Below are 23,859 nucleotides of genomic sequence, written 5' to 3'. Positions count from 1 at the left end.
ACAGGCGGCGGCGGTCAGCCCCGTCGGTCGAGGAGCACGGCCAGCACAGCCGCGAGCATCGCTCCGATCGCTGCCGCGAAGAGTCCGATGTAGGCGACCGCCGCCCCCTCGCCGTAACCGGGGGCCGGGTCGCCGAGCACCGCCAGGCCGCCGCCGACGACGAAGCCCACGACCGCCCCCGCCGCGATGAACCGCGTGAAGTTGGGCGAGGGGCGAGGTGCGTTCACGCGGCCCACCGTACCCGCGCCGCCGCGATGAACCGTGCCGTGGGGGGTGCCCATCCGGGACGAACCGGGCTACGAATGACTGACATGAGCAGCAGCAGCGCGCCGCGCTGGCCGTATGCCGTGTCCGGCGCCCTCGCCGCGGCCGCCGGCGCCGCGGCCGGCCACCTCGTCGCTGCCCTGGTCAACCCCGACGCCTCCCCCGTGGTGGCCGTGGGTGCGGCGGTGGTCGACGCCACCCCCACCCCGGTCAAGGAGTGGGCGGTCGCCACCCTCGGCACCGCCGACAAGCCGGTGCTGCTCGGCTCGGTGGCTGTCGTCGCCCTGCTGGCAGCAGCGGGCATCGGCGTGCTGGCCCGCAGTCGGCGCACCCTCGCCCTCGTGCTGCTCGGGGCGGTGACCGTGCTGCCGGCCCTGGCCGCGCTCACCCGACCCACCAGCACCCCCGTCGACGTGTTCCCCGCCCTCGCGACCGCCCTGGTCGGCGTCGTGGCCCTCCACTGGCTCGCGGGTCGCGCGGACCGGCTGCGGCCCGGCGGCCGGACCGCCGCGACGGCCATCCCAGCCGTGCGCAGCCCCCTGGACGGCACGGCACACGAGGCAGGCGCGCCGCCCACCGCTGCACGGCGCTCGTTCCTCCTCGGCGCGGCGGGCGTTGCCGCCGCGGCGGCTGCCGGAGCGGCCCTCGGGCAGAAGGTCGGCACCAACCCCACCCTGCCGACCGCGGCCGACCTGCCCCGGCCCGGCGCGCCGCTGCCCGCGCTGCCGGCGGGGCTGGAGCAGCGGGTCCGCGGGATCAGCCCCTTCCGCACCCCGGTGCGCTCGTTCTACCGCGTGGACACCTCGCTCATCGTTCCGCGCATCGACCCCGCCGACTGGGCGCTGGAGATCGACGGCGACGTGGCCAACCCCTTCCGCCTCACCTACGCCGAGCTGCTCGACCTGCCCATGATCGAACGCGACATCACCCTGACGTGCGTCAGCAACGAGGTGGGGGGCGGCTACGTCAGCTCGGCCCGCTGGCTCGGCGTCAGGGTGCGCGACCTGCTCGACCGGGCACAGGTGGGCCGCGGCGCCGACCAGGTCCTCAGCACCTCCACGAGCGGGTTCACCATCTCGACCCCGCTGCAGGCGCTCGTGGACGACCGCGACGCCCTGGTGGCGGTTGCCATGAACGGCGATCCGCTGCCCCCGCGGCACGGCTTCCCTGCCCGGCTCGTCACCCCTGGCCTGTACGGGTTCGTCGGGTCCACGAAGTGGCTGGCTCGGCTCACGGCCACGACCTATGCGAGGGACAAGGCCTACTGGACCGAGCGCGGCTGGGCAACCGAAGCCCCGGTGCTCACCCAGTCGCGCATCGACACACCCAAGGGCCTGTCGACCGTTCGCGCCGGGGAGAGCGTGCCGATCGGCGGCGTCGCCTGGGCGCAGGGACGCGGCATACGGTCCGTCGAGGTGCGGGTCGACGACGGGGAGTGGAGGCCCGCGACGCTGGGGCCGGAGGCAGGCATCGACTACTGGCGGCAGTGGTACCTGCCCTGGGAGGTTCCACCCGGTTCGGGACGCCACACGCTGACGGTCCGCGCGACCGACAACGACGGCCAGGTGCAGACCGATGCGAAGGCCGAGCCGTTCCCCAGGGGAGCGACCGGCTGGCACTCCGTCGTGGTGTTCGTCTCATGACCATCGACAGGCCACGGCCCCAGGTCGCGGAATCTGTTGCAGGACAAGGCAATCCAGCAGGCCAGCCGCTCCGAATAACTGGCGTCAGACCACCCAGATGCAAGGAGTCCACCCATGAACCGCACCAGGCGCAGCGCCATCGCCGCCCTCGCTCTCTCCATCCCGCTCGGCCTCGCGGCCTGTGGCGGGGATGCGGAGTCGAGCGGAACCACAGCGATGGACAGCAGCTCGAGCTCGTCGTCGAGCAGCAGCACGACCGAGGCCATGGGCGACATGGCGGGCGAGACCTTCGGTGCCGGCTGCTCCGCCGTGCCGGCCGACGGCAAGGGCTCGTTCGCCGGCATGGCCACCGACCCGGTGGCGACCGCTGCCAGCAACAACCCCCTGTTGTCCACCCTGGTCTCGGCCGTCGGCGAGGCCGGCTTGGCGGAGACGCTCAACACGACGCAGGACATCACCGTCTTCGCCCCGACGAACGACGCCTTCGCGGCCGTGCCCAAGGCGACCCTCGATGCCGCGATGGCCGACCCGAAGGGCCTGCTCACCAAGGTGCTCACCAACCACGTCGTCCAGGGCAAGCTCAGCCCCGAACAGGTGGCCGGCGACCACAAGACGCTCGCGGGCACCACGATCACGGTGGAGGGCTCCGGTGAGGACTTCACGGTGGGCGAGGCGAAGGTCGTCTGCGGCAACGTCCAGACCGCCAACGCCACTGTCTACATCATCGACGGTGTCCTGCTCCCTGCGCAGTGAGGCGCAGGTTCAGCCATCATGGTCCTCATGTCAGCGTTCTCCCCGGGAGGCCCAGCCCCTGGGGGGAGCGCTGCCCCCGGGCAGCCGGACCTCGCCGAGCTGCTCCGGGCCTCGGCCCGTGGTGACGAGCAGGCGTTCGCCGAGCTCTACGACGTCACGTCCCGCCGCCTCTACGGCCTGGTCCTGCGCGTCGTGCGCGACCCTGCCCAGGCCGAAGAGGTGGCTCAGGAGGCCTTCCTCGAGATCTGGCGCACCAGCGCGCGCTTCGACTCGGCCAAGGGCAGTGCGATGAGCTGGATGATGACCATCGCCCACCGCAAGGCCGTAGACCGGGTCCGCTCCGCCGAGGCCTCGAGCCGGCGCGACGAGACCTACGAGGCGACCACCCAGGACCGCGCCTACGACATCACCGCCGAGGAGGTCGAGCGCAGCCTCGACAGCCAGCGGGTCCGTCAGGCGCTCGCCTCGCTGACCGAGACCCAGCGCGGCGCGGTGCAGCTCGCCTACTTCGGGGGCTACACCCACAACGAGGTCGCCGCCCTCCTGGGTATCCCCCTCGGCACGGCAAAGACCAGAATCAGGGACGGACTCATCCGTCTTCGCGACACCTTGGGAATGCAGTCATGAACGCCGACATCCACGGGCTCAGCGGCGCCTACGCCGTCGACGCGCTCGACGACGTCGAGCGCGCTGAGTTCGAGCGCCACCTCGGGCAGTGCCCGGAGTGCCAGGACGAGGTCGCGAGCCTGCGGGCCGCGGCAGTCGAGCTGACCCACGCCAGCGCGGCAACCCCACCTGCGTCACTGCGCGAGTCGGTGCTGAGCCAGATCTCCACCGTGCGCCCCATGCCCCCGGTGACCGGGGACACCGGCACGGCCGCGCCCGCACCCGCCGGCGTCACCACCCTCGAGAGTCGGCGCCGCCGGGCCAACCCGATGACCTGGCTGGTCGCGGCTGCCGCCGCGGCGGTGCTCGTGATCGGCGGCATCGTCTGGAGCCCCTGGGAGAGCGAGACGCCCCAGCGCCCGCTGACGGCCACCGAGCAGGTCATCCAGGCCAAGGACGCCCAGCGCTACGAGAAGGTGATCGACGGGGCCCGGGCGACCATCGTGCGCAGCGTCTCGCTCGGCAAGGCCGTCATCATCGCCGAGGACATGCCGGCTGCCCCCGAGGGCAAGGATTTCCAGATCTGGTTCCAGAACCCGGAGGGCGCCATGGTCAGTGCCGGGGTCATGCCGCACGAGGCCAAGCCGAGCGTCACCATGGAGCTCGACGGCGACGCCTCGAAGTTCACCGGCGTCGGCATCACCGTGGAGCCCGCCGGCGGTTCACCGGCCCCGACGAGCGACCCGATCGCCCTGATCGAGTTCAGCTAGGCGCCCGCCCGCGGCTCGACGACGCGCGAGGCCGCCTCCTCCAGCACACGCACGTCCCCGGCATACACACCCTCCGGTCGTGGCCAGTGGGTGATGACGTCGGTGAAGCCGAGGTCGCCGGCGCGGCCGGCCATCTCCTCGAAGAGGTCGGCGCTCTCCAGCGAGAACACCGGCGAGCTGTCGAGCAGCAGGTAGCGGTCGCACGACGCCCGGTCTCGCCCGGCCCCGGCCAGCGCCTCGTCGAAGCGCTCGGCGAGGCGTGCGACACCCGCCCACCACTCCTCCAGCGTCTGCGCCCGGCCGCCGGTCGTCACCCAGCCCTGCCCGAGGCGGGCGGCGAGCCGCAGCGAGCGCGGGCCGTTGGCGGCGACGACGAACGGGATGCGCGGCTGCTGCACCGGTCCGGGCAGGGTGCGGGCGTCGACCGCCCGGTAGTGCTCGCCGTCGTGGTCGACATGGTCCTCGCGCAGCAGCCGGTCCAGCAGCTCGGTGAACTCGTGGAACCGGTCGACCCGCTCGCGCACCGAGTGCTCCTCCCCCAGCAGCCGCGAGTCGAGGTCGCCGCCGGTGCCGAGGCCGCACAGCAGCCGGCCGCCGGAGACGTCGTCGAGTGCCAGCAGGTCGCGCAGGAAGGTGACGGGGTGGCGGTAGTTGGGTGACGACACGAGCGTGCCGAGGCGGATCCGCTCGGTGACCATCGCTGCGGCGGTCAGCGTCGGCGTGGTCCCGAACCACGGGGCGTCCGGCAGCCCGGCCCACACGAGGTGGTCATAGGTCCAGGCGTGGTCGAAGCCGAGCTCCTCGGCGCCGCGCCACAGCGGCGCGGCGTCGGCCCAGCGGTGCTCGGGGAGGATGGTGATGCCGAACCTCATGGTCACAGACTGTATGCCGCGTTCCCGGCGGCCCCGTGACAGGCTTGGGTCCCATGAAGGCCACGATCCTGCACGGCACCCGCGACGTCCGCGTCGAAGAGGTCGACGACCCCACGATCCAGCGACCGACCGACGCGCTGGTCCGCGTCACCGCCGCCTGCGTGTGCGGCAGCGACCTGTGGCCCTACCGCGGCATCAACGAGGTCAGGCGACCCCGGCGGATCGGGCACGAGTTCGTCGGCATCGTCGAGGAGGTGGGGTCGGAGGTCCGCAGCCTGCGGCCCGGCGACTTCGTCATCGCGCCGTTCCTGTACTCCGACAACACCTGCGCGCACTGCTTGGTGGGCATGCAGAGCGCCTGCCAGAACGGCGGCGGCTACGGAGGGCGCGACAGCGACGGGCTCGTGGTCGACGGCGGTCAGGGTGAGTACGTCCGCGTGCCCCTCGCCGACGGGACTCTGGTCTCCACCCGCGAGGTGCCCGACGACTCGCTCGTTCCCTCCCTGCTGACCCTGTCGGACGTCATGGGCACGGGGTGGCACGCGGCCGTCGCCGCCGGCGTCCGCGAGGGCGACACCGTCGTGGTCGTGGGCGACGGAGCCGTGGGGCTGTGCGGGGTGCTCGCCGCGGCCCGCATGGGCGCCGAGCGGGTCGTGGCGATGTCGCGGCACGAGTCGCGACAGCGCCTGGCGCGGCACTTCGGTGCGACCGACATCATCGCCGAGCGGGGCGGTGAGGGCGAGGCCGCGGTGCTGGACCTCACCGACGGCGTCGGCGCCGACGCCGTGCTGGAGTGCGTGGGCACTGGCGAGTCCATGAACACCGCCATCACCGTCGCCCGCCCCGGCGCCACCGTCGGCTACGTCGGCGTTCCCCATGGCGTCGACCTGCCCATCGGCGAGATGTTCAGCCGCAACATCGGCGTGGCCGGGGGCGTCGCGCCGGTGCGCCAGTACCTCCCGCGGCTGCGCGACGACGTGCTCGCCGGCGCGATCGACCCCGGGCTCGTCTTCGACCTCGAGCTGCCGCTCGACGAGGTGGCCGAGGCCTACGCCGCCATGGACGAGCGCCGCGCCATCAAGTCGCTGGTGCGGCCCTGAGCCCCATCGAGCGCAGGGAGCGGAGCGAGCCGGCGGCGGCTGAGTTCGTCCCGGACGGGTACGGCGGCGTCATCGTGGTGGTCGACGACCAGCCGCAGTCGCACGTCGACCTCGCCGATCCCACCCACCTCCTCTTCGAGTACGTCCTGCACTTCGCTCTGGTGCTCGACACCCTCCCCGAGGGCCCCCTCGCCGTCACGCACATCGGCGGCGCCGGGCTGACGCTGCCCCGCTACGTGCAGCACACCCGCCCCGGCTCGCCGCAGGTCGTGCTGGAGCCGGACGTGCCGCTCACCGAGGCCGTCCGCCGCGAGCTCCCCCTGCCCCGCGGGCACCGGATCAGGGTCCGGCCGGTCGACGGCCGCACCGGCCTGGCGGCGCTGCGTGAGGCGAGCGCCGACGTCCTGGTGCTCGACGCCTACGCAGGTGGCCGGATGCCCGCCGAGCTGTCGACGGTGGAGTTCCTCACCGACGCACGTCGCGTGCTGAAGCCCGGTGGAGTCTTCCTCGCCAACGTCAGCGACGAACCGGCCCGCGACCACCTGCGCCGGTGGCACGCCGGGTTGGCCGAGGTGTTCCCGCAGACCCTGGGGATCGCGCTGGCCGAGGTCTGGAAGCGCCGGCGGTTCGGCAACTACGTCCTGGCCGGCTCCTCGGTCGAGCTCGACGTGCCCCGGCTGACCCGGGCGGTGGCCGGGTGCCCGTTCCCCAGCTCGCTGCGCACCCGCCCGGAGTTCGAACGGCTGCTCGGCGGGGGACGGCCCTACACCGACGCCGACACGAGCGAGTCACCGCAACCGCCGCCCAAGGACGGCTGGCGCCTCCGCTGACCGGTCAGCCACTGCGCCCACCCGCGGTCCGGGGCAGGATGGTCGGCATGCCCGCGCAGACCCTGCCCGCTCCCCGCACACCCGACCCCATGCAGGCACCCCCGGTGAGGTGGGGGATCCTCGGCCCCGGCAACATCGCCCGCTCCTTCGCCACCGCCCTGCGCGAAGGCACCCGCCAGCAGGTCGTCGCGGTGGGGTCCCGCAGCGCCGACCGTGCCCGCGACTTCGCCGACGAGTTCGGGCTGCCGGCGGCCCACGGCTCCTACGAGGACCTCGTCGCCGACGACGCGGTCGACGTCGTCTACGTCGCCTCGCCGCACTCCGAGCACCGCGACCACGCGCTGCTGGCCCTCGAGGCGGGCAAGCCCGTGCTGGTGGAGAAGGCGTTCACCCGCAACGCCGCCGAGGCCCGCGAGGTGCTCGACGCGGCCCGCGACCGGGGCCTGTTCGCCATGGAGGCGATGTGGACCCGTTTCCTCCCGCACATCGACGTCGTCCGCCAGGCGGTCGAGGCCGGGCTGCTCGGTGACGTGCTCACGGTCATGGCCGACCACGGGCAGACGCTGCACCCCGACGGCCCCGAGCGGCTCTCCTCGCCGCACCTGGCCGGCGGCTCGCTGCTCGACCTGGGCGTCTACCCGCTGTCGTTCACGTCCATGGTGCTCGGCCCGTTCGACTCCGTCACGGCGGTGGGCCACCTGACCGACGAGGGCGTCGACGCCCAGCTGTCGGTGACGGTCACCGGGGCGGAGCAGGTGCTCGGGCTGGTCGGCTCGTCCATGGTCACGAAGACGCCGACCTCGGCCGCCGTCGTGGGGCGGGACGCGCGGCTCGAGATCCCGGGAGACTTCTTCGTGCCCCAGCCGGTGCGCCTGCTCACGCCGCTGGGCGAGGAGCTCGACCGCTACGAGCCCGACGTCCGCGAGCACGGCTTCCGCTACGAGGCGGCCGAGGTCGCCCGCTGCCTGCACGACGGCGCCCTCCAGTCGCCGCTGATGACCCACGCCGAGACGCTGCGGGTCATGGAGGCGATGGACGAGGTCCGCCGCCAGGTGGGGGTGCGCTACCCCGGGGAGTGACGCAGCCGGTCGCCCAGCGGCGGCCGGCGCGTCAGACGCGCGGCTCGTCGTGGCGGTCAGACCAGCGGCAGGTAGGGCTCGAGGTCGGCCCGGTGGCCGCTGACCCGCAGCGTGCCCGCCTCCCAGGCCTGCTCCCAGCCGAGCTGACCCACCGCCAGCGCCAGCCAGGTGACGGCGTCGGTCTCGACCACGTTGGGCGGGGTGCCGCGCGTGTGCGTCTGGCCCTCGATGCACTGCACCGCGCCGAAGGGCGGCACGCGCACCTCGACGCTGCGCCCCGGCGCCCGCTGCGCGAGCTCCTCGAGGGCGTAGCGCACGGCGGTGGCCAGCGTCTCCCGGTCGGTGATGTCGGGGTCGTCGCGCCAGGCGAGCAGCGCGGCGGTCCCCGCGGCGACGGGGACCCGGCGACGCGGCGGCATACCGCTCAACCCCTCATTCGCCGAAGACGGCCGGCAGGGTCCGCGTGTGGGCCTCGCGCAGCTCGGCCAGCGTCACGCTGAACTGGCCCTGCACGTCGAGGCCGTCGGTCTCGTCGTCGACGACGCCGATGCGCGCGTGGGCCTGGCCGCGGGCGGTGCACATGTCGGTGAACCGCACCTCCTCCGAGCGCGGCACCGCCACGACCGCGCGTGCCGTCGACTCGCTGAACAGGGCCGTGAACGCGTCGATCCCGTCGCGCTCGCAGACCTCCTCGAGCCAGATGCGCGCCCCGACACCGTTGCGCAGCGTCGCCTCGGCCAGCGCGACGGCGAGACCGCCGTCGGACAGGTCGTGGGCGGCGTCGACGAGGCCGTCGCGGCTGGCGTTGACGAGGATGTTGCCGAGCAGCTTCTCGGCCGCGAGGTCGACCTTCGGCGGGTGCCCGCCGAGGTGGCCGTGGCGCACGTGCGCCCACTCGCCGCCGTCGAGCTCCTCGGCGGTGGTGCCGAGCAGGTAGATCACCTGGCCCGGCGACTTCCACCCGCTCGGGGTGCGCCGTGCGACGTCGTCCATGACGCCGAGGACGCCGATGACCGGCGTCGGGTGGATCGCGGTGTCACCGGTCTGGTTGTAGAACGAGACGTTTCCGCCGGTCACGGGGACGCCGAGCTCGCGGCACCCCTCGGCGATGCCCTTGACCGCCTCGGCGAACTGCCACATCACGCCGGGGTCCTCGGGCGAGCCGAAGTTGAGGCAGTCGGTGATCGCCAGCGGGGTCGCACCCACGGTGGCGACGTTGCGGTAGGCCTCGGCGAGCGCGAGCTGCGCGCCGGCATACGGGTCGAGCTTGGCGAACCGGCCGTTGCAGTCGGTGCTGACGGCGACCCCGCGGCCGGTCTCCTCGTCGACACGCACGACACCGGAGTCGTCAGGCATCGCCAACGCGGTGTTGCCGAGCACGTAGCGGTCGTACTGGTCGGTGACCCAGGACTTGTCGCACAGGTTCGGCGAGGCGAGCAGGGCGAGCAGGTCGGCCTTGACCTCGTCACCCGCGGCGGGCTTGGGCAGGAAGTGGGTTCCGTTCTCCTGCAACGCATCGAGGTATGCCGGCCGCTCCATCGGGCGGTGGTAGACCGGGCCGTCGTGGGCCACGGAACGCGGCGGCACGTCGACGATCACCTCGCCGTGCCAGGTGATGACGAGGTGGTCACCGTCGGTGACCTCGCCGATGACGGTCGCCTCGACGTCCCAGCGGCGGCAGATGGCCATGAACTCGTCGAGCTTGGCCGGCTCGACGATCGCCATCATGCGCTCCTGGCTCTCCGACATGAGGATCTCCTCAGGGCGGAGGCTCGCGTCGCGCAGCGGCACGAGGTCGAGCTCGACCTGCATGCCGCCGTCGCCGTTGGACGCGAGCTCGCTGGTGGCACAGGAGAGCCCGGCGCCACCGAGGTCCTGGATGCCGTCGACGACACCCGCCTTGTAGAGGTCGAGACAGCACTCGATGAGCACCTTCTCGGCGAACGGGTCGCCGACCTGGACGGCGGGGCGCTTGGCCGGACCGCCCTCCTCGAACGCCTCGCTCGCGAGGACGGAGACGCCGCCGATGCCGTCGCCGCCGGTCTTGGCGCCGAACAGGATCACCTTGTTGCCGGCGCCCGAGGCCTTGGCGAGGTGGATGTCCTCGCGGCGCATGGCCCCGACGCACAGCGCGTTGACGAGCGGGTTGCCCTGGTAGCAGTCGTCGAAGACGACCTCGCCGCCGACGTTCGGCAGGCCGAGGCAGTTGCCGTAGCCGCCGACACCCGCGACCACGCCGGGCAGGACGCGCGCGGTGTCGGGGTGGTTGAGGTTGCCGAACCGTAGGGGGTCCATGACCGCGATCGGCCTGGCGCCCATCGACATGATGTCGCGCACGATGCCGCCGACGCCGGTGGCCGCACCCTGGTAGGGCTCGACGTAGGAGGGGTGGTTGTGGGACTCGACCTTGAAGGTCACCGCCCAGCCGTCGCCGATGTCGACGACGCCGGCGTTCTCACCGATGCCGACGAGGAGCTTCTCGCGCATCTCGTCGGTGGTGTTGTCGGCGAAGTGCTTGAAGTGCACCTTGCTCGACTTGTACGAGCAGTGCTCGGACCACATGACGGAGTACATCGCGAGCTCGGCGCTCGTGGGCCGGCGGTCGAGGATGTCGCGGATCCGCTGGTACTCGTCCTCCTTGAGGCCGAGCTCGAGCCAGGGCTGCTCGTGGTCGGGGGTCGACCCGGCGTTGCCGACGGTGTCGACGTGGGGGGCGTGCGTCTGCGACGTGGTGCTCATGCGCTGACAACCTGCTTGAGGATCGAGGTGAAGAACGGGAGGCCGTCGAGGCTGGGGCCGTAGCCGGTCTCGACGCAGTGCTCGGGGTGCGGCATGAGGCCGACCACGTTGCCGCGCTCGTTGGTGATGCCAGCGATGTCGCGGTAGGAGCCGTTGGGGTTGCGCCCGCCCTCGGGCACGACGTACCGGAACACGACGCGGCCCTCGCCCTCGAGCTCGTCGAGGGTGCGCTCGTCGGCGACGAAGCCGCCCTCGCCGTTCTTGAGGACGATGGTGATCTCCTGGCCCTGCTCGAAGTCGGAGGTCCAGGCGGTCTGCGCGTTCTCGACCCGCAGCGTCGTGTCGACGCAGTTGAACTTGCGGTGGTCGTTGCGGATCAGCGCGCCGGGCAGCAGGTGCGACTCGGTGAGCACCTGGAAGCCGTTGCAGATGCCGAGCACCGGCAGCCCACCCCTGGCCGCGGGCACCAGCTGGTCCATCACGGGGGCGAAGCGGGCGATGGCGCCGCAGCGCAGGTAGTCGCCGTAGGAGAACCCACCGGGGAGGATGACCGCGTCGACGCCCCTGAGGTCGGCGTCGCCGTGCCACAGGCTGACCGGCTCGCCACCGACGGCGCGCACCGCCCGGGCCGCGTCACGGTCGTCGAGCGACCCCGGAAACGTGACGACCCCGACCTTCACCGGTCGGGGTCCTTCTCATCCTGTGCCCGGACGGACACCACGTCCTCGATCACGGGGTTCGACAGCAGCGTCTCGGCGGCCTTGCGGGCGGCCTCGAGCACCTCGTCGGTGACCTCACCGTCCACCGTGAGGACGAAGCGCTTGCCCTGCCTCACGTCGGTGAACTGGTCGAAGCCGAGCCGGGGCAGTGCCCCGTTCACGGCCTGTCCCTGGGGGTCGAGGATCTCTGGCTTCAGCATCACGTCAATCACGACGTTGCCCATGCGGGGTCTCCTGGGAGGCAATCGGGAGGGAGCGCGGCCAGTCTATCCGCCGCCCGACGAGGGGTATGCCGCGCGGTCACCCTGCGGGACCGCGCGGTTTGCGTGAGCATGGGTCGCATGCCCCGAGGGAACCTCATCGTGTCGGACCGGTGGCCCAGCGAACTCGTGCTCGTGCGCCACGGGCAGAGTGTCGGCAACATCGCGGCGACCGAGGCGGGACGCAGCGGCGCCGAGCGCCTCGACCTCGACTACCGCGACGCCGACACCCCGTTGTCGGACACCGGCCTCGAGCAGGCGCGGGCCGTCGGCACCCACCTCGGCCGCCGGGCGCATGACGCCTGCCCCGACCTCATCGTCAGCTCCCCCTACCGTCGCGCGGCGGAGACGGCGCGCACGGCCGTGAAGGCGTGGGGCTGCGACCACGAGATCGTGCTGGACGAGCGCCTCCGCGAGCGTGACCTCGGGGTCTTCGACGGACTGACCTCGGCCGGCATCAAGGCGCAGTACGCCTCGGAGGCCGAGCGCCGCCACCGGATCGGCAAGTTCTACTACACGCCGCCATCGGGCGAGAGCTGGTGCGACGTCACCCTGCGGGTGCGCTCCCTGCTCGCGGACCTGCGCGACGGCTACGAGGGGAAACGGGTGTGGCTGTTCACCCACCAGGCGGTGATCATGAGCTTCCGCTACGTGCTGGAGCACCTGACCGAGCAGGAGCTGCTCGAGATCGACAGCACGCTCGACCTGCCCAACTGCTCGGTGACGTCGTACCGGTCGGAGCAGGGCGGAGTCGCGCTCGTCGACTTCGCCGACACCACGGCGGTCGAGGAGTCGCAGGCGCCGACCACCGCTGAGCCCTCGAGGTCGCGCGAGGCCAACAATGCCCGCTGACCGGACGGCCGCCTCGACGGACGCGCCCGTGACCGAGCCAACAGACGTCGCGGTGGACGTCACGGCCGGCCTGTTGCACCGGTGGCCGCTGCCCGAGCCGGGCCAGGACAAGGAGGCACGCGGCCGCGTGCTGGTGCTCGGCGGCACGGCGAGCACCCCCGGGGCGGTGCTCCTCGCCGGCGAGGCGGCGCTGCGGGCGGGAGGGGGCAAGCTCCAGATCGCGACGGCGGAGCCGGTGGCCGCGACCCTGGCGGTCGCGGTGCCCGAGGCGCTGGTGGCGCCGCTGCCCACCGACCGCGACGGCAACATCGACCCGAGCGCGGTGGAGGAGGTGCTCTCGTTGGCCGACGGCTGCGACGCCCTGCTCGTCGGGCCGGGCTTCTCCGACGTGGACGCCTCGGTGCACCTGTTGGAGCACCTGCTGCCGCAGGTGACCTGCCCGGTCGTGGTCGACGCCCTCGGCTCTGCCTACGTCACCGCGCACCGCGACGGGCTCGCCCACCTCGACGGGTGGGCGGTGCTGACCCTCAACCCCGACGAGCTCGCCCAGACCCTCGGCGTCGACACCGGCGAGGTGGAGGACGACCCGGCGGCAGCGGCCCGGCGCCTGGCCCGTGAGGCCACCGCAGTCGTGGTGTGCGGCGGACGGGGCAAGACCGTCGCCTCCCCGGACGGGCGGCTGTGGTCGAGCCACAGCGGCAACCCCGGCCTGGGCGTCTCGGGTTCGGGGGACGTGCAGGCCGGCATCGTCGCCGGGCTGCTCAGCCGCGGCGCCCAGCCGGAGCAGGCCGCGGTCTGGGGCGGGCACCTGCACGGCTCCGCGGGTGACCGCCTTGCCAGGGAGGTCGGCACCCTGGGCTTCCTGGCGCGGGAGATCGCCGGCTGCGTGCCACGGCTGCTCGACGAGCTCTCTCCCTGAGGCGGAGGAACCTGGGCGGTCGAGAGCGCTTGGCGGCTGTCGAGGTGCTTGCGATCCGGACCTTCGGCCCTGTCTCGGCTCCATGTGCTGCCTCAGCGTGGAGCAGTCAGGGAAGGCGGAGCCATGGACTCCAGGGCCAAGCGACACCGGCTGGCCGGTGCCGCAGCAGTCGTCGCGGTGGGTGGTTACGTCGCCTGGCGTCCGCGCATGCTGACCTGGGGAGCCACCCCGACGGAGGTCACCGAGGTTCTGCCCGGTGACGACCAGGCACCCGGGGCGCGCAGTCAATGGACCCGGGCGGTCACCATCGAGGCGACACCCGAGCAGGTGTGGCCGTGGCTCGTGCAGATGGGCATCCGCCGCGCTGGGTTCTACACCCACGACCGCGTGGAGCGGCTGCTGTTCCGGGCTCGGTATGTCGAGGGACGACACTCGGCCACCCGGATCCACCCCGAGCTGCAGGACGTGAAACCGGGCGACTGGATCTACATGGGCGGTGGCGCCTACGCCCCGGTGACCGAGGTGGAACCGAACCGGCACCTGGTCACCTTCGAGACCTTCGTGCTGCGACCGCTGCCCGGGAACCGGACCCGATTGATCGTCCGCTACAGGGGCAACGGGTTTCTCCAGCCGGCTGTGCACGCGATCGCCCCGGACGCCTCGCCGCCCGTGCGGCTGATCGGTTTCGTCGTCCGCCACCTGCCGGGCGGGGACCTGCTGGCGCGCGGCTTCGACTTCTTCATCGCCGATCCGCTGCACCACTACATGGACATCGGGATGCTCGAGGGCATCCGGAAACGAGCCGAACGAGCGGCGCTCCAGGCCCACACCGGGGTCACGACCACCACCCCACCCAGCACGTCGCTGCAGGCGTGAGGTCAGCCGAATCGGCGTCCCGTGAGCCGCTCGTAGGCCTCGACGTACTTCGCCCGGGTGCGCTCGACGACCTCGTCCGGCAGGGGCGGCGGCGGCTGCTCCGAGGAGCGGTCCCACCCGCTGGCCGGGGAGGTCAGCCACTCACGCACGAACTCCTTGTCGAAGGAGGGCCGGGGATGCCCCGGCTCCCACTGGTCGGCCGGCCAGAAGCGGGAGGAGTCCGGGGTCAGCACCTCGTCCGCGAGCACCAGCGTGTCGTCCTCGAGGCCGAACTCGACCTTCGTGTCGGCGATGAGGATCCCCCGGTCGGCGGCAATCTCGTTGCCCCGCTTGAGGATTGCCACGGTCAGCTCCCTCGCCCGGGCGGCGAGGTCAGCTCCGAGCACACGCTCCACGTCGGCATACGGCATCGGCTGGTCGTGCTCGCCCACCGGCGCCTTGGTCGAGGGCGTGAACACCGGCTCCGGGAGCCGCGACCCGTCCACGAGGCCCTCGGGCAGCAGCACGCCGCTGACGTGACGGTTCGCGGTGTACTCGCGCAGGCCACCACCGGTGAGGTAGGCGCGGGCGACGCACTCGACGGGCAGCATCTCCAGCCGCTTCACCAGGACCCCGCGCCCGGCCACCTCGGCGGGCACGTCGGTGGACACCACGTGGTTGGGCACGAGGTCCTCGAGCTGCTCGAACCACCACAGCGACATCTGGGTCAGCACGGCGCCCTTGTCGGGGATCGGGCTGTCGAGGATGAAGTCGAAGGCCGAGATGCGGTCGCTGGCGACCAGCAGCAGCTGGTCGCCGCGCGGCTCGCCGGTTGCGGCGTCGAGCGGCGCGTAGAGGTCGCGCACCTTGCCGGAGTAGACGTGGGCGTAGCCGGGCAGCACCAGCGGCGCGGAGGTCGTCATGGCCGACATCCTCCCAGCCGCCCGGGCCGGGCTGTCGAGGCGCCCGGCGCGTCGAGCAGCCGCCCGCCTACCGGAAGTCCTCGATGAGGTCGATGACCTCGGCGTCCCACAGGCGCTCCACGGGGGTCCAGGGACGGGAGAGGCCCTCGGGTTCCCCTGTGCCCTCCTTGAGCAGCACCCGCATCTCCCCCCGGCCCGGTGCCGCCGGCACGACCCACATCTCGCGATAGGCGTCCGCGCCCCGGACGTCCCAGGTGTAGACCGACGCCTCGCCGCCCGAGGGCAGTGCCACCGAGCGCGGCGACCGCGGTTCGAGCGTGGCGTCGCCGTAGAGCCCGCCGAAGCGCCCGACCCCCTTGCCGAAGCTCACCGCGATGGTGGCCTGGCGGCTCTCCTCACCGTAGGCACCCAGGAGCACCTCTCCGAGGTACCTGGCCTCGGCGCCCCAGCGTCGCCTGCACCAGGTCGTCAGCCCGGTGCGGGTCGCGGCAGGAGGCGTGCGCCAGCCGCCGCAGCCGCGGCATCGCCGCCGCCGCGAACTCGCGGAAATCCTCCTGCAGGTGTGCCCTCACCGCGCCCGTCCTCTCTCCACCACGGACAACGCGGTGACGGGGCACGGCGGTTGGGTGCGAGGCGAGAAATTCTCACGCGAGGTGTTGACTTGAAGTGAACTTCACCTTTCACGATGGCTCGCATGACCGCCACCGCCGGGGCCACCTGCGCCTCCTCGCCGCCTTCGCTGCTCCAGCGCGAACACCTCCCGTTCGCCGCCGGGGCGGTCGCCCTCGTCACCCTCGGGGCGTTCGAGAACCGGGCCGTCATGACAGTGCTCCCGACGGTGGCCGAGCGGCTCGGCGGCCTGTGGCTGTTCGGTGCGGCGTCGGCGGCGCCGATGATCTCGTTCGTCCTCGCCACCGCGGTCGCCGGCACGTGGGCGGACCGCCGCGGTCCGCTGGAGCCCATGTATGCCGGCCTGGGCCTGTTCGTGCTGGCCCAGGCCACGATGGGCCTGGCGCCGTCGATGGCCGTCTTCGCGGCGGCCCGGCTCGGGGGCGGGCTCGCCGAGGGCCTGATCGACGTCGGCCTCGTGGTGCTCATGGCCCGGGCGCTGCCGGAGGAGCTGCGCGCGAAGGTGTTCGCCGCCTTGGCCGCGGCCTGGGTGCTGCCGTCGGTGATCGGTCCGGCACTCGCCGGTGCAGTGGCCGAGCACCTCGGCTGGCGCACCGTTTTCCTCATGGCCATCGTCCTGGTGGTGCCGGCCAAGGCGATGCTGCGGCCGGCGATGGCACGGGCACGTGCCTCGGCATCGGCACCCACCCCCTGGACCTCCGACGAGCGCAGGATGATCGCCGCCGCAGCGCTGGTCGCCGCAGCACTGGCACTGCTCACCGCAGGTGGCTCGCTGCTCACGCGCGAGGGCTCGCTCGCCCTCCTCGGCGCGACGGCCTCGCTGGTGGGCCTGTTCGTCCTCGTGCCGTCCGTCCGTGCGGTGCTGCCGCCGGGGGTGCTGACCCTCGACCGCGGCATACCCACCGTCATCGCCCTGCGAGGCGTCCTTGCCGCAGCCTTCGGACTGGTGGGCGCCTTCATCCCGCTGATGCTCACGGCAGTCCACGACTTCACACCCACGACGGCGGGCGTGAGCCTGACCGTCACCGGGCTCTTCTGGTCCGCCGGCTCGCAGGTCCACGGGCTGGGGTGGGTGCAGCGCACGGTCCCGCCCGTGCAGCGCCTGCGCATCGGCTTCGGGCTCATCGCCGCGGGAGTGGCGGGACCGGCCCTGCTGAGCCTGGGCCTCCTCCCGGCGTGGGCCGGCCTGGCGCTCTGGGCGGTGGCCGGCGTCGGCATGGGCCTGTCGTCGCCCACCCTCTCGACGCACCTGCTCAGCCTCTCGCCGGCGGCGTCGCAGGGCCGCCACACCGCGGCGAGCAACCTCGCCGGGTCGGTGTCGCAGTCGCTGGCACTCGGGGCGGCCGGGGCGCTCATCGCCTGGCAGTCGCCAGCGCTGCCGGGCTGGATCTTCGCCGCCGTCATGGCCGCCGGGGGGGCCATCGCGCTCGGCGGCGCAGCGGTCTCCGGTCGTGCAAGCTAGGTGACCTCGGCACGGCTGTCCACAGGCGCCGTCGCGTCGTCACACCGTCCACAGGGTGCCTATTTCCTGTTGCGTGCCACAGGCACGTGTGCCGCCGCATCTGCCTGTGCTGCAATGGTTTTCGTCGGCATCGAGCCGAACTGGGTTGTCGGTGGTCGGCTCTACTGTTGTCGGCATGGAGGGGAAGCAGCAGCTGAGCATGGCCGAGTGCCGCGAGCGGTTCGTGGCTGCCCGGACGGCGATGGCTGCCCTCGGCGACGTGCTGTGGCAGGCGCCCTCTGGTGGCGGGCAGGACGGGCTGGCTGGGTTGTTGAGCGAGGTGGACGCCCTCGGCATGGCGTGCGACGCGGGCCGGGTGGCGGTGGTCGGTGAGGCCATGGAACGGGGCGAGACCTCCGGGGGTCCGGCGGCGATGACGACGGTGCAGTGGGTCAGGCATCACGCGCCGTCGACGAGGGCCGGTGGGGCGGGCACCATCGTCGCGGTGGCGCAGGCGTTCCAGAAGCGGGTCAACGCCCCGGTGAAGGAGGCGGTGGACGCCGGGCGGCTGCCGGTGACCTCCGCTGCCGCGGTCGTGTCCGAGCTCGAGAAGCTGCGGCCGCTGCTGGCCGAGGGCGCCGAACCGCACGTGCTCGAGGGGCTGGTCGGCCTGGCCGCCGAACAGGGCCCGCGGGCCTGCCGGCAGCTGCGCCCGGCGATGCTGGCCCGCTACGGGCTGACCGATGTCCTGCAGGACCAGCAGAACCTGGGCAAGTCCTTCATCGCGCTGTCCCAGCCGAGGGACACCGGGGCCGACACGTTCGAGTACCGGCTCACCCTCGACGTCGAGGGCAAGGCGGTCCTGGAGGCCGCGCTGGGCCCGCTGTCGGCGCCGAAGCCGGTCGACGGGGAACGCGACCTGCGCTCCAGCGACCGCAGGCGCGGCGACGCCCTGGTGACCTTGCTGCGGCGCGCGGTGGCGGCCGGTGACGAGGTCGGCAAGACGAACAAGACGACCCTGCTGCTGACCATGAGCTACGACGACCTCAAGGCCGGGCTCGGCGCGGCCACCACCCTGGGCGGGTTGGACGCCGGCACCCACCTCGCCCCGGAGACCGTGCGGCGGCTGTGCTGCGACGGCTCCGTCATCCCGATCGTCCTCCACGGCAAGGGCGAGGTCGTGGACTGGGGCCTGGAGAAGCGGTACTTCACCGACGCCCAGACCAAACGGCTCTGGATCCGCGACGGCGGCTGCACCTACCCCGGCTGTGACGCCCCGCCGCAGTGGACCGACGCCCACCATCTTGTGCACTGGGCAGACCTCGGCCTCTCGAACCTGGGCAACGCCGCCCTGCTGTGCGAGCGGCACCACACCATCGTGCACAACCGCCGCTACGCCGGCCGGGTCGTCAAGGACACCGACGGGGAACGGGTCGAGTGGGACCTCACCCGGGGTTCCTACGACGAGCTCCTCGCGAGACGCGCCGCGCAGGAGCCAGCGTGACCCCGCCCCACACCCCGCCGACGCCGGCGGGGCCTGAGGCATGCCCGACGCTGGACGTCAGCCGACGTGCAGCTCGCGGCGCTCGGCGGCGAGCGCGATGTCGGTGCGGTGGTGGGAGCCTTCGAGCTCGATCTTGTCGACCGCCTCGTAGACGCGCTCCCGCGCCTGCGACAGGCTGTCGCCGAGCGCCACGACCGAGAGCACCCGCCCGCCGGCCGACACCAGCGTGCCGTCCGGGCCGAGCGCCGTGCCGGCGTGCATGACGTAGGCCGTGGGCACCTCCGCCACGTCGTCCAGGCCGAGGACGGGGTCGCCGGTGCGGGGGGTCCCGGGGTAGTTGTGCGCCGCGACCACGACCGTCACCGCGTGCTGCTCGGACCAGCGCAGCGCGCCGACGCTGTCGAGCCGGCCTGTCGCCGCGGCCTGGAGCAGGCCACCGAGCGGGGTCTCGAGCCGGGCGAGCACGACCTGGGTCTCGGGGTCGCCGAAGCGGGCGTTGAACTCGATCACCCGCGGGCCCTTCGACGTCAGCGCGAGGCCGACGTAGAGGACGCCCGCGAAGGGGGTGCCGCGGCGACGCATCTCGTCGACGGTCGGCTGGGCCACCCGGGTGACGACCTCGTCCACCAGCGACGACGGCGCCCAGTCCAGGGGCGAGTAGGCGCCCATGCCCCCGGTGTTGGGGCCCTGGTCGCCATCGCCGACCCGCTTGAAGTCCTGGGCCAGGCTGAGCGGCACCACGGTGCTGCCGTCACAGATGCAGAAGAGGGACGCCTCCGGGCCGTCGAGGTACTCCTCGACGACCACGCGGCCACCCTCCTTGGCGAGGCAGGCCCGGGCGTGCTCGAGCGCGTCGGCACGGTCGGTCGTGACGACGACGCCCTTGCCGGCGGCCAGGCCGTCGTCCTTGACCACGTGCGGGGAGCCGAGCGCATCGAGGGCAGCCCCGACCTCCTCGATCGAGGTGCAGACGTGGGCCATCGCCGTCGGCACCTCGGCGGCCGCCATGACCTCCTTGGCGAAGGCCTTGCTCCCCTCGAGCTGCGCGGCCCGCGCCGAGGGGCCGAAGCAGGGGATGCCCGCCGCGCGCACGGCGTCGGCGACGCCGGCCACCAGAGGGGCCTCCGGCCCGACGACGACGAGGTCGACGCCCCGCGCCTGCGCCAGGGCCGCGATGCCCTCGCCGTCGAGCAGGCCGCCCGGCAGCGGCTCGCACAGGGCGGACGCATCCATGCCGGGGTTGCCCGGGGCCGCGATCACGGCGTCCACCGCGGGGTCGGCGGCCAGGGCGCGGACGAGGGCGTGCTCACGGGCACCGGTGCCGATGACGAGAACCTTCACACGCACACCCTAGAGAACGACCCGGGACAATGAAGTGCGCGGCGTCCCGGGGAGGCAGGGGGGACATCTCCCGGGGACGCCGCGCATCCGACGTGCGGTCGCCTGGCGGGGGAACCTGCAACCTGGCACGTGGGTCGACGGGGTCGACTAGGACAACTGTGGCAAACGACGGGGCCCGAGGTAAAGGGCTGATGCGGCGGAGTTCCGTCATTGACGGATAGTCGCCAAGGCCTGACGATGTGATTCGACGGGGCCACGCGGGGGCCCCTTGCCAGACCGGAAGAGGCGCTGCATGGACCTTGGCGACGAGCAGCCCACAGTGGCCCCCGGCCTCGTGGGGGAGGTGCCGATCGCGTACCCGGACCCCGACACCGAGTCGGCGGTCACCCGCGTCTACCTCGCCGTGCTGCAGCACCCGCAGCCCTCCCGCTCACTGCTCATCGCCCACGGGATCCGCGAGGACCTTGTCGACGCGAGCCTGCGCATCCTCGACGCCCAGGGCCTCATCCGACTCCACGAGGGGGGCCACCTCGAGGTCGTACCACCCGACATCGCCCTGCCCAACGTCGCCGCCGAGCTCGAGCACCGGGCCCGGCAGACCCGCTCCGCCGCGCACGAGCTGGCGCAGGTCTACTTCCAGGCCAGGGCCAACACGATCCGTCCCGACCCGGCCAGCCTGCGCGTGCTGCAGTCGATGGACGAGCTCGCGGCCGCCACGGCCGACATCATCAGCACCGGCACCGAGCGCATCCGCTGCTTCCGGTCGATGTCGCCGCGCACCCGGGAGCTCTTCGCCGCCCCCCTGCACAGCCATGAGGCGCGCAGCACCGGCGTCGGGGGTGTCCCGCTCGACATGGCGACGACCTACACCGCCGAGGTCCTCGACCTCGACAACGCCCTGCAGGTGCTCGAGGCCCGCGAGCGCGGTGGAGAGCGGTTCCGCTTCGTGAACTCCGTGCCGTTCTCCGCGCTGGTCGTCGACGAGACGGCCGCGGTCGTCGACACCACCTTGTTCGAGGAGAACGGCGCCGGCTCCGTGCTCGTGCGCAGCCGACCGATGGTGCGGGCGCTGGCGGCCCTGGCCGACCTGTTCTGGGACCTCGGCTCCCCGCTGCCCCGCACTGCAGGCGCCCGGACCGCCGAGGCGCGGGACCGGGCCATCCTGGCCCTGCTGGCGGCCGGGGCACCCGACGCCACAATCGCCCGGCAGACCGGCGTCTCCCAGCGAACCGTGGAGCGGCGGGTCCGCGCCCTGATGGACCAGCTCGGCGCCGGCACCCGGTTCCAGGCGGGCGTGCAGGCCGCACGGCGCGGTCTCCTCTGACGGCCCGCTCGCCCGACCACGTCCCCTCCTCCCACCAGGTGGGCCGAGTCGGGCGCCGAGTGCGCCCACGCCGTGGCTAGACTCGTGCGTTCGCACACCAGGGGAAGAGCAGACAACCGTGACGCGTCCGGACCACCTCAGCACCGAGGCCGCCACCGACCACGTGGCCGACCGATCCGAGCACGGATCCGAGCACGAGGTCGCCCACGAGATCGCTGTCGAGCAGGCCTACGTCGACCGGGTCTACGCCGAGCTGGCCAAGGCCGCGACGCGAGCGGGCCTGGTCGAGGCCGACGGCCTCGCGCGCGGTCGCACCGACCGCACCGGCGACGTCCGCGACGAGGAGCTCACCGGCCTGTTCGAGCGCGACGCCCTGGTCTTCAACGCCGTGCGGCGGCGCACCACCCTCGAGAGCCAGTACGAGGGCCTGGTCTTCGGACGCCTCGACCTCGACCAGCCCGGCCCGGCCGGTGAGCCGCGGGAGGCGCGGTACATCGGAAGGCTCGGCGTGCGCGACGACGACTACGAGCCGCTGGTCATCGACTGGCGCGCTCCCGCGGCCGCCCCGTTCTACCGGGCCACCCCCGTCGAGCCGATGGGCGTCGTGCGCCGCCGGGTTCTGCGCTGCAAGGGCTCGGAGGTCATCGGGGTCGAGGACGACCTCATGGTGGCCGAGGCGCCCGACGACATGGTGGTGGTGGGCGACGGCGCCCTGCTGGCTGCGCTCACCCGCAGCCGCGGCACCCAGATGCGGGACATCGTCGCGACGATCCAGCGCCACCAGGACGAGGCCATCCGCGCGCAGGCTCGCGGGGTCACCGAGATCACCGGTGGACCGGGCACCGGCAAGACGGTGGTCGCGCTGCACCGCGCCGCCTACCTGCTCTACTCGGACCGGCGCCGGTTCGAGTCCGGCGGCATCCTCGTGGTCGGCCCCTCCGCGGCCTACACGGCCTACATCGAGCGGGTGCTCCCCTCGCTCGGCGAGGAGTCGGTGACCATGCGCTCCCTCGGTGACGTCGTCGAGGGCGTCACCGCGGCGCGTCTCGACACCCCGGCGGCCGCAGCCGTGAAGGGGTCGCTGCGCATGCGCCGCGTCCTCTCGCGCGCCTGCCACGACGCCGTGCCGGACGCGCCCACCCAGTTCCGCGCCTTCGTGGCCGGGCGCGCCATCCGGCTCGAGGCCCCGGTGCTGGACCGCATCCGCGCGCAGGTCCTGCGCAACCACCACCGCAACCTCGCCGTTCCCGCCGTCACCAGGGCTCTCGCGGAGGCGGCGTGGGCCTCCCACCGCGAGGGCGACCGCGACGAGTTCCTCGACCACTTCGAGGACCACCTCGAGGTAGAGGCGTTCCTCAAGCAGTGGTGGCCGCAGGTCGACGCCCGCGAGGTGCTGCTCTGGATGACCGACAGCGCCCGGGTGCGTCGCTACGGCCAGGGCGTCCTCGCCCCGGGTGAGGCCGAGCTGCTCGCCGACTCCTTCGCCACGGCCCTCGAGACCGGCGAGTGGTCGGTGGCCGACGTCGCCCTCATCGACGACCTGGCCAGCCGCCTCGGCACGATCCAGGACGAGCCGGCCGAGGAGCGGGGCTTCTACGAGATCGAGGAGCTCGACGACCTGGCGCAGTACGGAGTCGCGGAGGTGCGCGCCACCCGCCAGGGCGCCGCCCCGGCCGCGGTCGGCCACGTGCAGCGGGCGCACGACCCCCGTACGCGCCTGATGCACGGCCGCATCGGCGGACCGGAGGAGTACGCGCACGTTCTCGTCGACGAGGCGCAGGACCTCTCACCCATGCAGTGGCGGATGCTCGGGCGCCGCGGGCGCTACTCGTCGTGGACGGTCGTCGGCGACGCCGCCCAGGCGTCCTGGCCCGACGCAGCCGAGGCGGCCAGGGCCCGCGCCGAGGCGTTCGGCTCCCAGGAGCGGCGCCTCTTCCACATGGACACCAACTACCGCAACGCCCGGGAGATCTTCGACTACGCCGCCGAGGTGGTCCGTGCCGCGGTGCCCGACGCCGACATCCCGGCCGCGGTGCGCGAGACCGGCGTCCAGCCGGTGGAGGCAGCTGTCGCCGCCGACTCCGTGCTGCGGGCCGCCCGGGCCGAGGTGGACCGCTGGCTCGACGAGGTCGAGGGGTCGATCGCAGTGGTCACTCCTGCATTGCATGCCGCCGGGCTCGCCTCACTGGCCGGAGCGGGGTCGGGCCGGGTGCAGGTCATCGACCCCATGTCGACCAAGGGCCTGGAGTACGACGCCACCGTGATCGTGGACCCCGAGGAGATCACCGCCGAGTCGCCCGGCGGGGTGCGCGTGCTCTACGTCGCCCTGACCCGCGCGGCCCACCGGATGTCCGTGGTCCGGGTGCACTGACCCCGAATCTCTGACCCCGGGTCCGGGCCCGGGCCTCGGTCCTGCCTCCCTGTCGGGGAGGGCC

23 protein-coding genes are annotated in these 23,859 nt (G+C 73.0%); 14 read left to right on the top strand and 9 right to left on the bottom strand.

Annotated features, from left to right (window positions below; all coding sequences use genetic code 11):
- Positions 1–14 precede the first annotated feature (14 nt).
- Positions 15–227, bottom strand: a complete 213-nt coding sequence (locus P0Y31_RS04220) for a hypothetical protein (protein ID WP_275806430.1) — start codon at positions 225–227, stop codon at positions 15–17.
- 84 nt (positions 228–311) lie between these two features.
- Between P0Y31_RS04220 and P0Y31_RS04215 the strand changes: the two genes are divergently transcribed.
- The 4 genes from P0Y31_RS04215 (at position 312) to P0Y31_RS04200 (ending at position 4,036) form a co-directional block, all read left to right on the top strand.
- On the top strand, positions 312–1,907 hold the full coding sequence (locus P0Y31_RS04215; protein WP_275866802.1) for a molybdopterin-dependent oxidoreductase: 1,596 nt from the start codon (positions 312–314) through the stop codon (positions 1,905–1,907).
- 114 nt (positions 1,908–2,021) lie between these two features.
- On the top strand, positions 2,022–2,660 hold the full coding sequence (locus tag P0Y31_RS04210) for a fasciclin domain-containing protein (protein ID WP_275866801.1): 639 nt from the start codon (positions 2,022–2,024) through the stop codon (positions 2,658–2,660).
- A gap of 27 nt (positions 2,661–2,687) precedes the next feature.
- Positions 2,688–3,287: an ECF RNA polymerase sigma factor SigK gene (sigK, locus tag P0Y31_RS04205; protein ID WP_275866800.1), complete on the top strand. Its 600-nt coding sequence runs from the start codon at positions 2,688–2,690 to the stop codon at positions 3,285–3,287.
- Entirely contained in the window at positions 3,284–4,036 is a 753-nt protein-coding gene (locus tag P0Y31_RS04200) for an anti-sigma factor (protein WP_275866799.1), read from the top strand. Before sigK ends, P0Y31_RS04200 begins: the two co-directional genes overlap by 4 nt.
- On the opposite strand, the gene P0Y31_RS04195 is transcribed toward P0Y31_RS04200, so the two are convergent.
- A complete protein-coding gene (locus P0Y31_RS04195; RefSeq protein ID WP_275866798.1) occupies positions 4,033–4,908 on the bottom strand; it encodes an LLM class flavin-dependent oxidoreductase in 876 nt (291 codons plus the stop codon). The two genes, P0Y31_RS04200 and P0Y31_RS04195, sit on opposite strands and share 4 nt — an antisense overlap.
- A 53-nt stretch (positions 4,909–4,961) precedes the next feature.
- Here P0Y31_RS04195 and P0Y31_RS04190 point away from each other — a divergent pair, with 53 nt between their 5' ends.
- The 3 genes from P0Y31_RS04190 to P0Y31_RS04180 all read left to right on the top strand — a co-directional run bounded on the left by P0Y31_RS04190 (position 4,962) and on the right by P0Y31_RS04180 (position 7,917).
- Complete coding sequence (locus P0Y31_RS04190) at positions 4,962–6,008, top strand: zinc-dependent alcohol dehydrogenase family protein (RefSeq protein ID WP_275866797.1); 1,047 nt, start codon at positions 4,962–4,964, stop codon at positions 6,006–6,008.
- A 74-nt stretch (positions 6,009–6,082) separates the two neighbouring features.
- Positions 6,083–6,838, top strand: coding sequence for a fused MFS/spermidine synthase (locus P0Y31_RS04185; protein ID WP_275866796.1), 756 nt, complete (start codon positions 6,083–6,085; stop codon positions 6,836–6,838).
- A gap of 47 nt (positions 6,839–6,885) precedes the next feature.
- Positions 6,886–7,917: a Gfo/Idh/MocA family oxidoreductase gene (locus P0Y31_RS04180; RefSeq protein WP_345803608.1), complete on the top strand. Its 1,032-nt coding sequence runs from the start codon at positions 6,886–6,888 to the stop codon at positions 7,915–7,917.
- Between the two features lie 56 nt (positions 7,918–7,973).
- Here P0Y31_RS04180 and P0Y31_RS04175 read toward each other — a convergent pair whose 3' ends face one another.
- The 4 genes from P0Y31_RS04175 to purS are packed head-to-tail and all read right to left on the bottom strand — an operon-like array spanning position 7,974 to position 11,599.
- Positions 7,974–8,336, bottom strand: coding sequence for a sterol carrier family protein (locus P0Y31_RS04175; RefSeq protein WP_275806412.1), 363 nt, complete (start codon positions 8,334–8,336; stop codon positions 7,974–7,976).
- A 13-nt stretch (positions 8,337–8,349) separates the two neighbouring features.
- Positions 8,350–10,656 (bottom strand): phosphoribosylformylglycinamidine synthase subunit PurL, encoded by a 2,307-nt coding sequence (purL, locus tag P0Y31_RS04170; RefSeq protein ID WP_275866794.1) that lies wholly within the window; start codon positions 10,654–10,656, stop codon positions 8,350–8,352.
- A complete protein-coding gene (gene purQ, locus P0Y31_RS04165; protein ID WP_275866793.1) occupies positions 10,653–11,336 on the bottom strand; it encodes a phosphoribosylformylglycinamidine synthase subunit PurQ in 684 nt (227 codons plus the stop codon). Before purQ ends, purL begins: the two co-directional genes overlap by 4 nt.
- Positions 11,333–11,599 carry a phosphoribosylformylglycinamidine synthase subunit PurS gene (purS, locus tag P0Y31_RS04160; RefSeq protein ID WP_275866792.1) on the bottom strand — a complete coding sequence of 89 codons (267 nt, stop codon included), beginning with the start codon at positions 11,597–11,599 and terminating at the stop codon, positions 11,333–11,335. Before purS ends, purQ begins: the two co-directional genes overlap by 4 nt.
- Positions 11,600–11,716: 117 nt before the next feature.
- Between purS and P0Y31_RS04155 the strand changes: the two genes are divergently transcribed.
- The 3 genes from P0Y31_RS04155 (at position 11,717) to P0Y31_RS04145 (ending at position 14,282) form a co-directional block, all read left to right on the top strand.
- Positions 11,717–12,487: a histidine phosphatase family protein gene (locus P0Y31_RS04155; RefSeq protein WP_275866791.1), complete on the top strand. Its 771-nt coding sequence runs from the start codon at positions 11,717–11,719 to the stop codon at positions 12,485–12,487.
- A gap of 28 nt (positions 12,488–12,515) precedes the next feature.
- A complete protein-coding gene (locus tag P0Y31_RS04150) occupies positions 12,516–13,406 on the top strand; it encodes an NAD(P)H-hydrate dehydratase (RefSeq protein ID WP_275866790.1) in 891 nt (296 codons plus the stop codon).
- A gap of 123 nt (positions 13,407–13,529) precedes the next feature.
- Positions 13,530–14,282 carry a hypothetical protein gene (locus P0Y31_RS04145; protein WP_275866789.1) on the top strand — a complete coding sequence of 251 codons (753 nt, stop codon included), beginning with the start codon at positions 13,530–13,532 and terminating at the stop codon, positions 14,280–14,282.
- A 2-nt stretch (positions 14,283–14,284) separates the two neighbouring features.
- Here P0Y31_RS04145 and P0Y31_RS04140 read toward each other — a convergent pair whose 3' ends face one another.
- On the bottom strand, positions 14,285–15,184 hold the full coding sequence (locus tag P0Y31_RS04140) for a phosphoribosylaminoimidazolesuccinocarboxamide synthase (RefSeq protein ID WP_275866788.1): 900 nt from the start codon (positions 15,182–15,184) through the stop codon (positions 14,285–14,287).
- Between the two features lie 67 nt (positions 15,185–15,251).
- Complete coding sequence (locus P0Y31_RS04135; RefSeq protein WP_275866787.1) at positions 15,252–15,602, bottom strand: hypothetical protein; 351 nt, start codon at positions 15,600–15,602, stop codon at positions 15,252–15,254.
- A 276-nt stretch (positions 15,603–15,878) separates the two neighbouring features.
- Between P0Y31_RS04135 and P0Y31_RS04130 the strand changes: the two genes are divergently transcribed.
- Together P0Y31_RS04130 and P0Y31_RS04125 are read left to right on the top strand one after the other, a co-directional pair.
- Positions 15,879–17,276 (top strand): MFS transporter, encoded by a 1,398-nt coding sequence (locus tag P0Y31_RS04130; protein ID WP_275866786.1) that lies wholly within the window; start codon positions 15,879–15,881, stop codon positions 17,274–17,276.
- 175 nt (positions 17,277–17,451) lie between these two features.
- Positions 17,452–18,759, top strand: coding sequence for an HNH endonuclease signature motif containing protein (locus P0Y31_RS04125; protein ID WP_275866785.1), 1,308 nt, complete (start codon positions 17,452–17,454; stop codon positions 18,757–18,759).
- A 57-nt stretch (positions 18,760–18,816) separates the two neighbouring features.
- Here the strand turns inward: P0Y31_RS04125 and purD are convergent, their stop codons facing one another.
- Positions 18,817–20,100 (bottom strand): phosphoribosylamine--glycine ligase, encoded by a 1,284-nt coding sequence (purD, locus tag P0Y31_RS04120; protein ID WP_275866784.1) that lies wholly within the window; start codon positions 20,098–20,100, stop codon positions 18,817–18,819.
- 292 nt (positions 20,101–20,392) lie between these two features.
- Here purD and P0Y31_RS04115 point away from each other — a divergent pair, with 292 nt between their 5' ends.
- Positions 20,393–21,424: a LuxR C-terminal-related transcriptional regulator gene (locus tag P0Y31_RS04115; RefSeq protein ID WP_275866783.1), complete on the top strand. Its 1,032-nt coding sequence runs from the start codon at positions 20,393–20,395 to the stop codon at positions 21,422–21,424.
- 163 nt (positions 21,425–21,587) lie between these two features.
- Positions 21,588–23,795 (top strand): AAA family ATPase, encoded by a 2,208-nt coding sequence (locus tag P0Y31_RS04110; RefSeq protein ID WP_275867100.1) that lies wholly within the window; start codon positions 21,588–21,590, stop codon positions 23,793–23,795.
- Positions 23,796–23,859: the final 64 nt, after the last annotated feature.

Source organism: Knoellia sp. 3-2P3 (assembly GCF_029223115.1).
In the GTDB taxonomy this organism is placed as follows: Bacteria; Actinomycetota; Actinomycetes; order Actinomycetales; family Dermatophilaceae; genus Pedococcus_A.
Note: the sequence above shows the minus strand (reverse complement) of the source record. Positions and strands in the feature narration are given on the sequence as shown.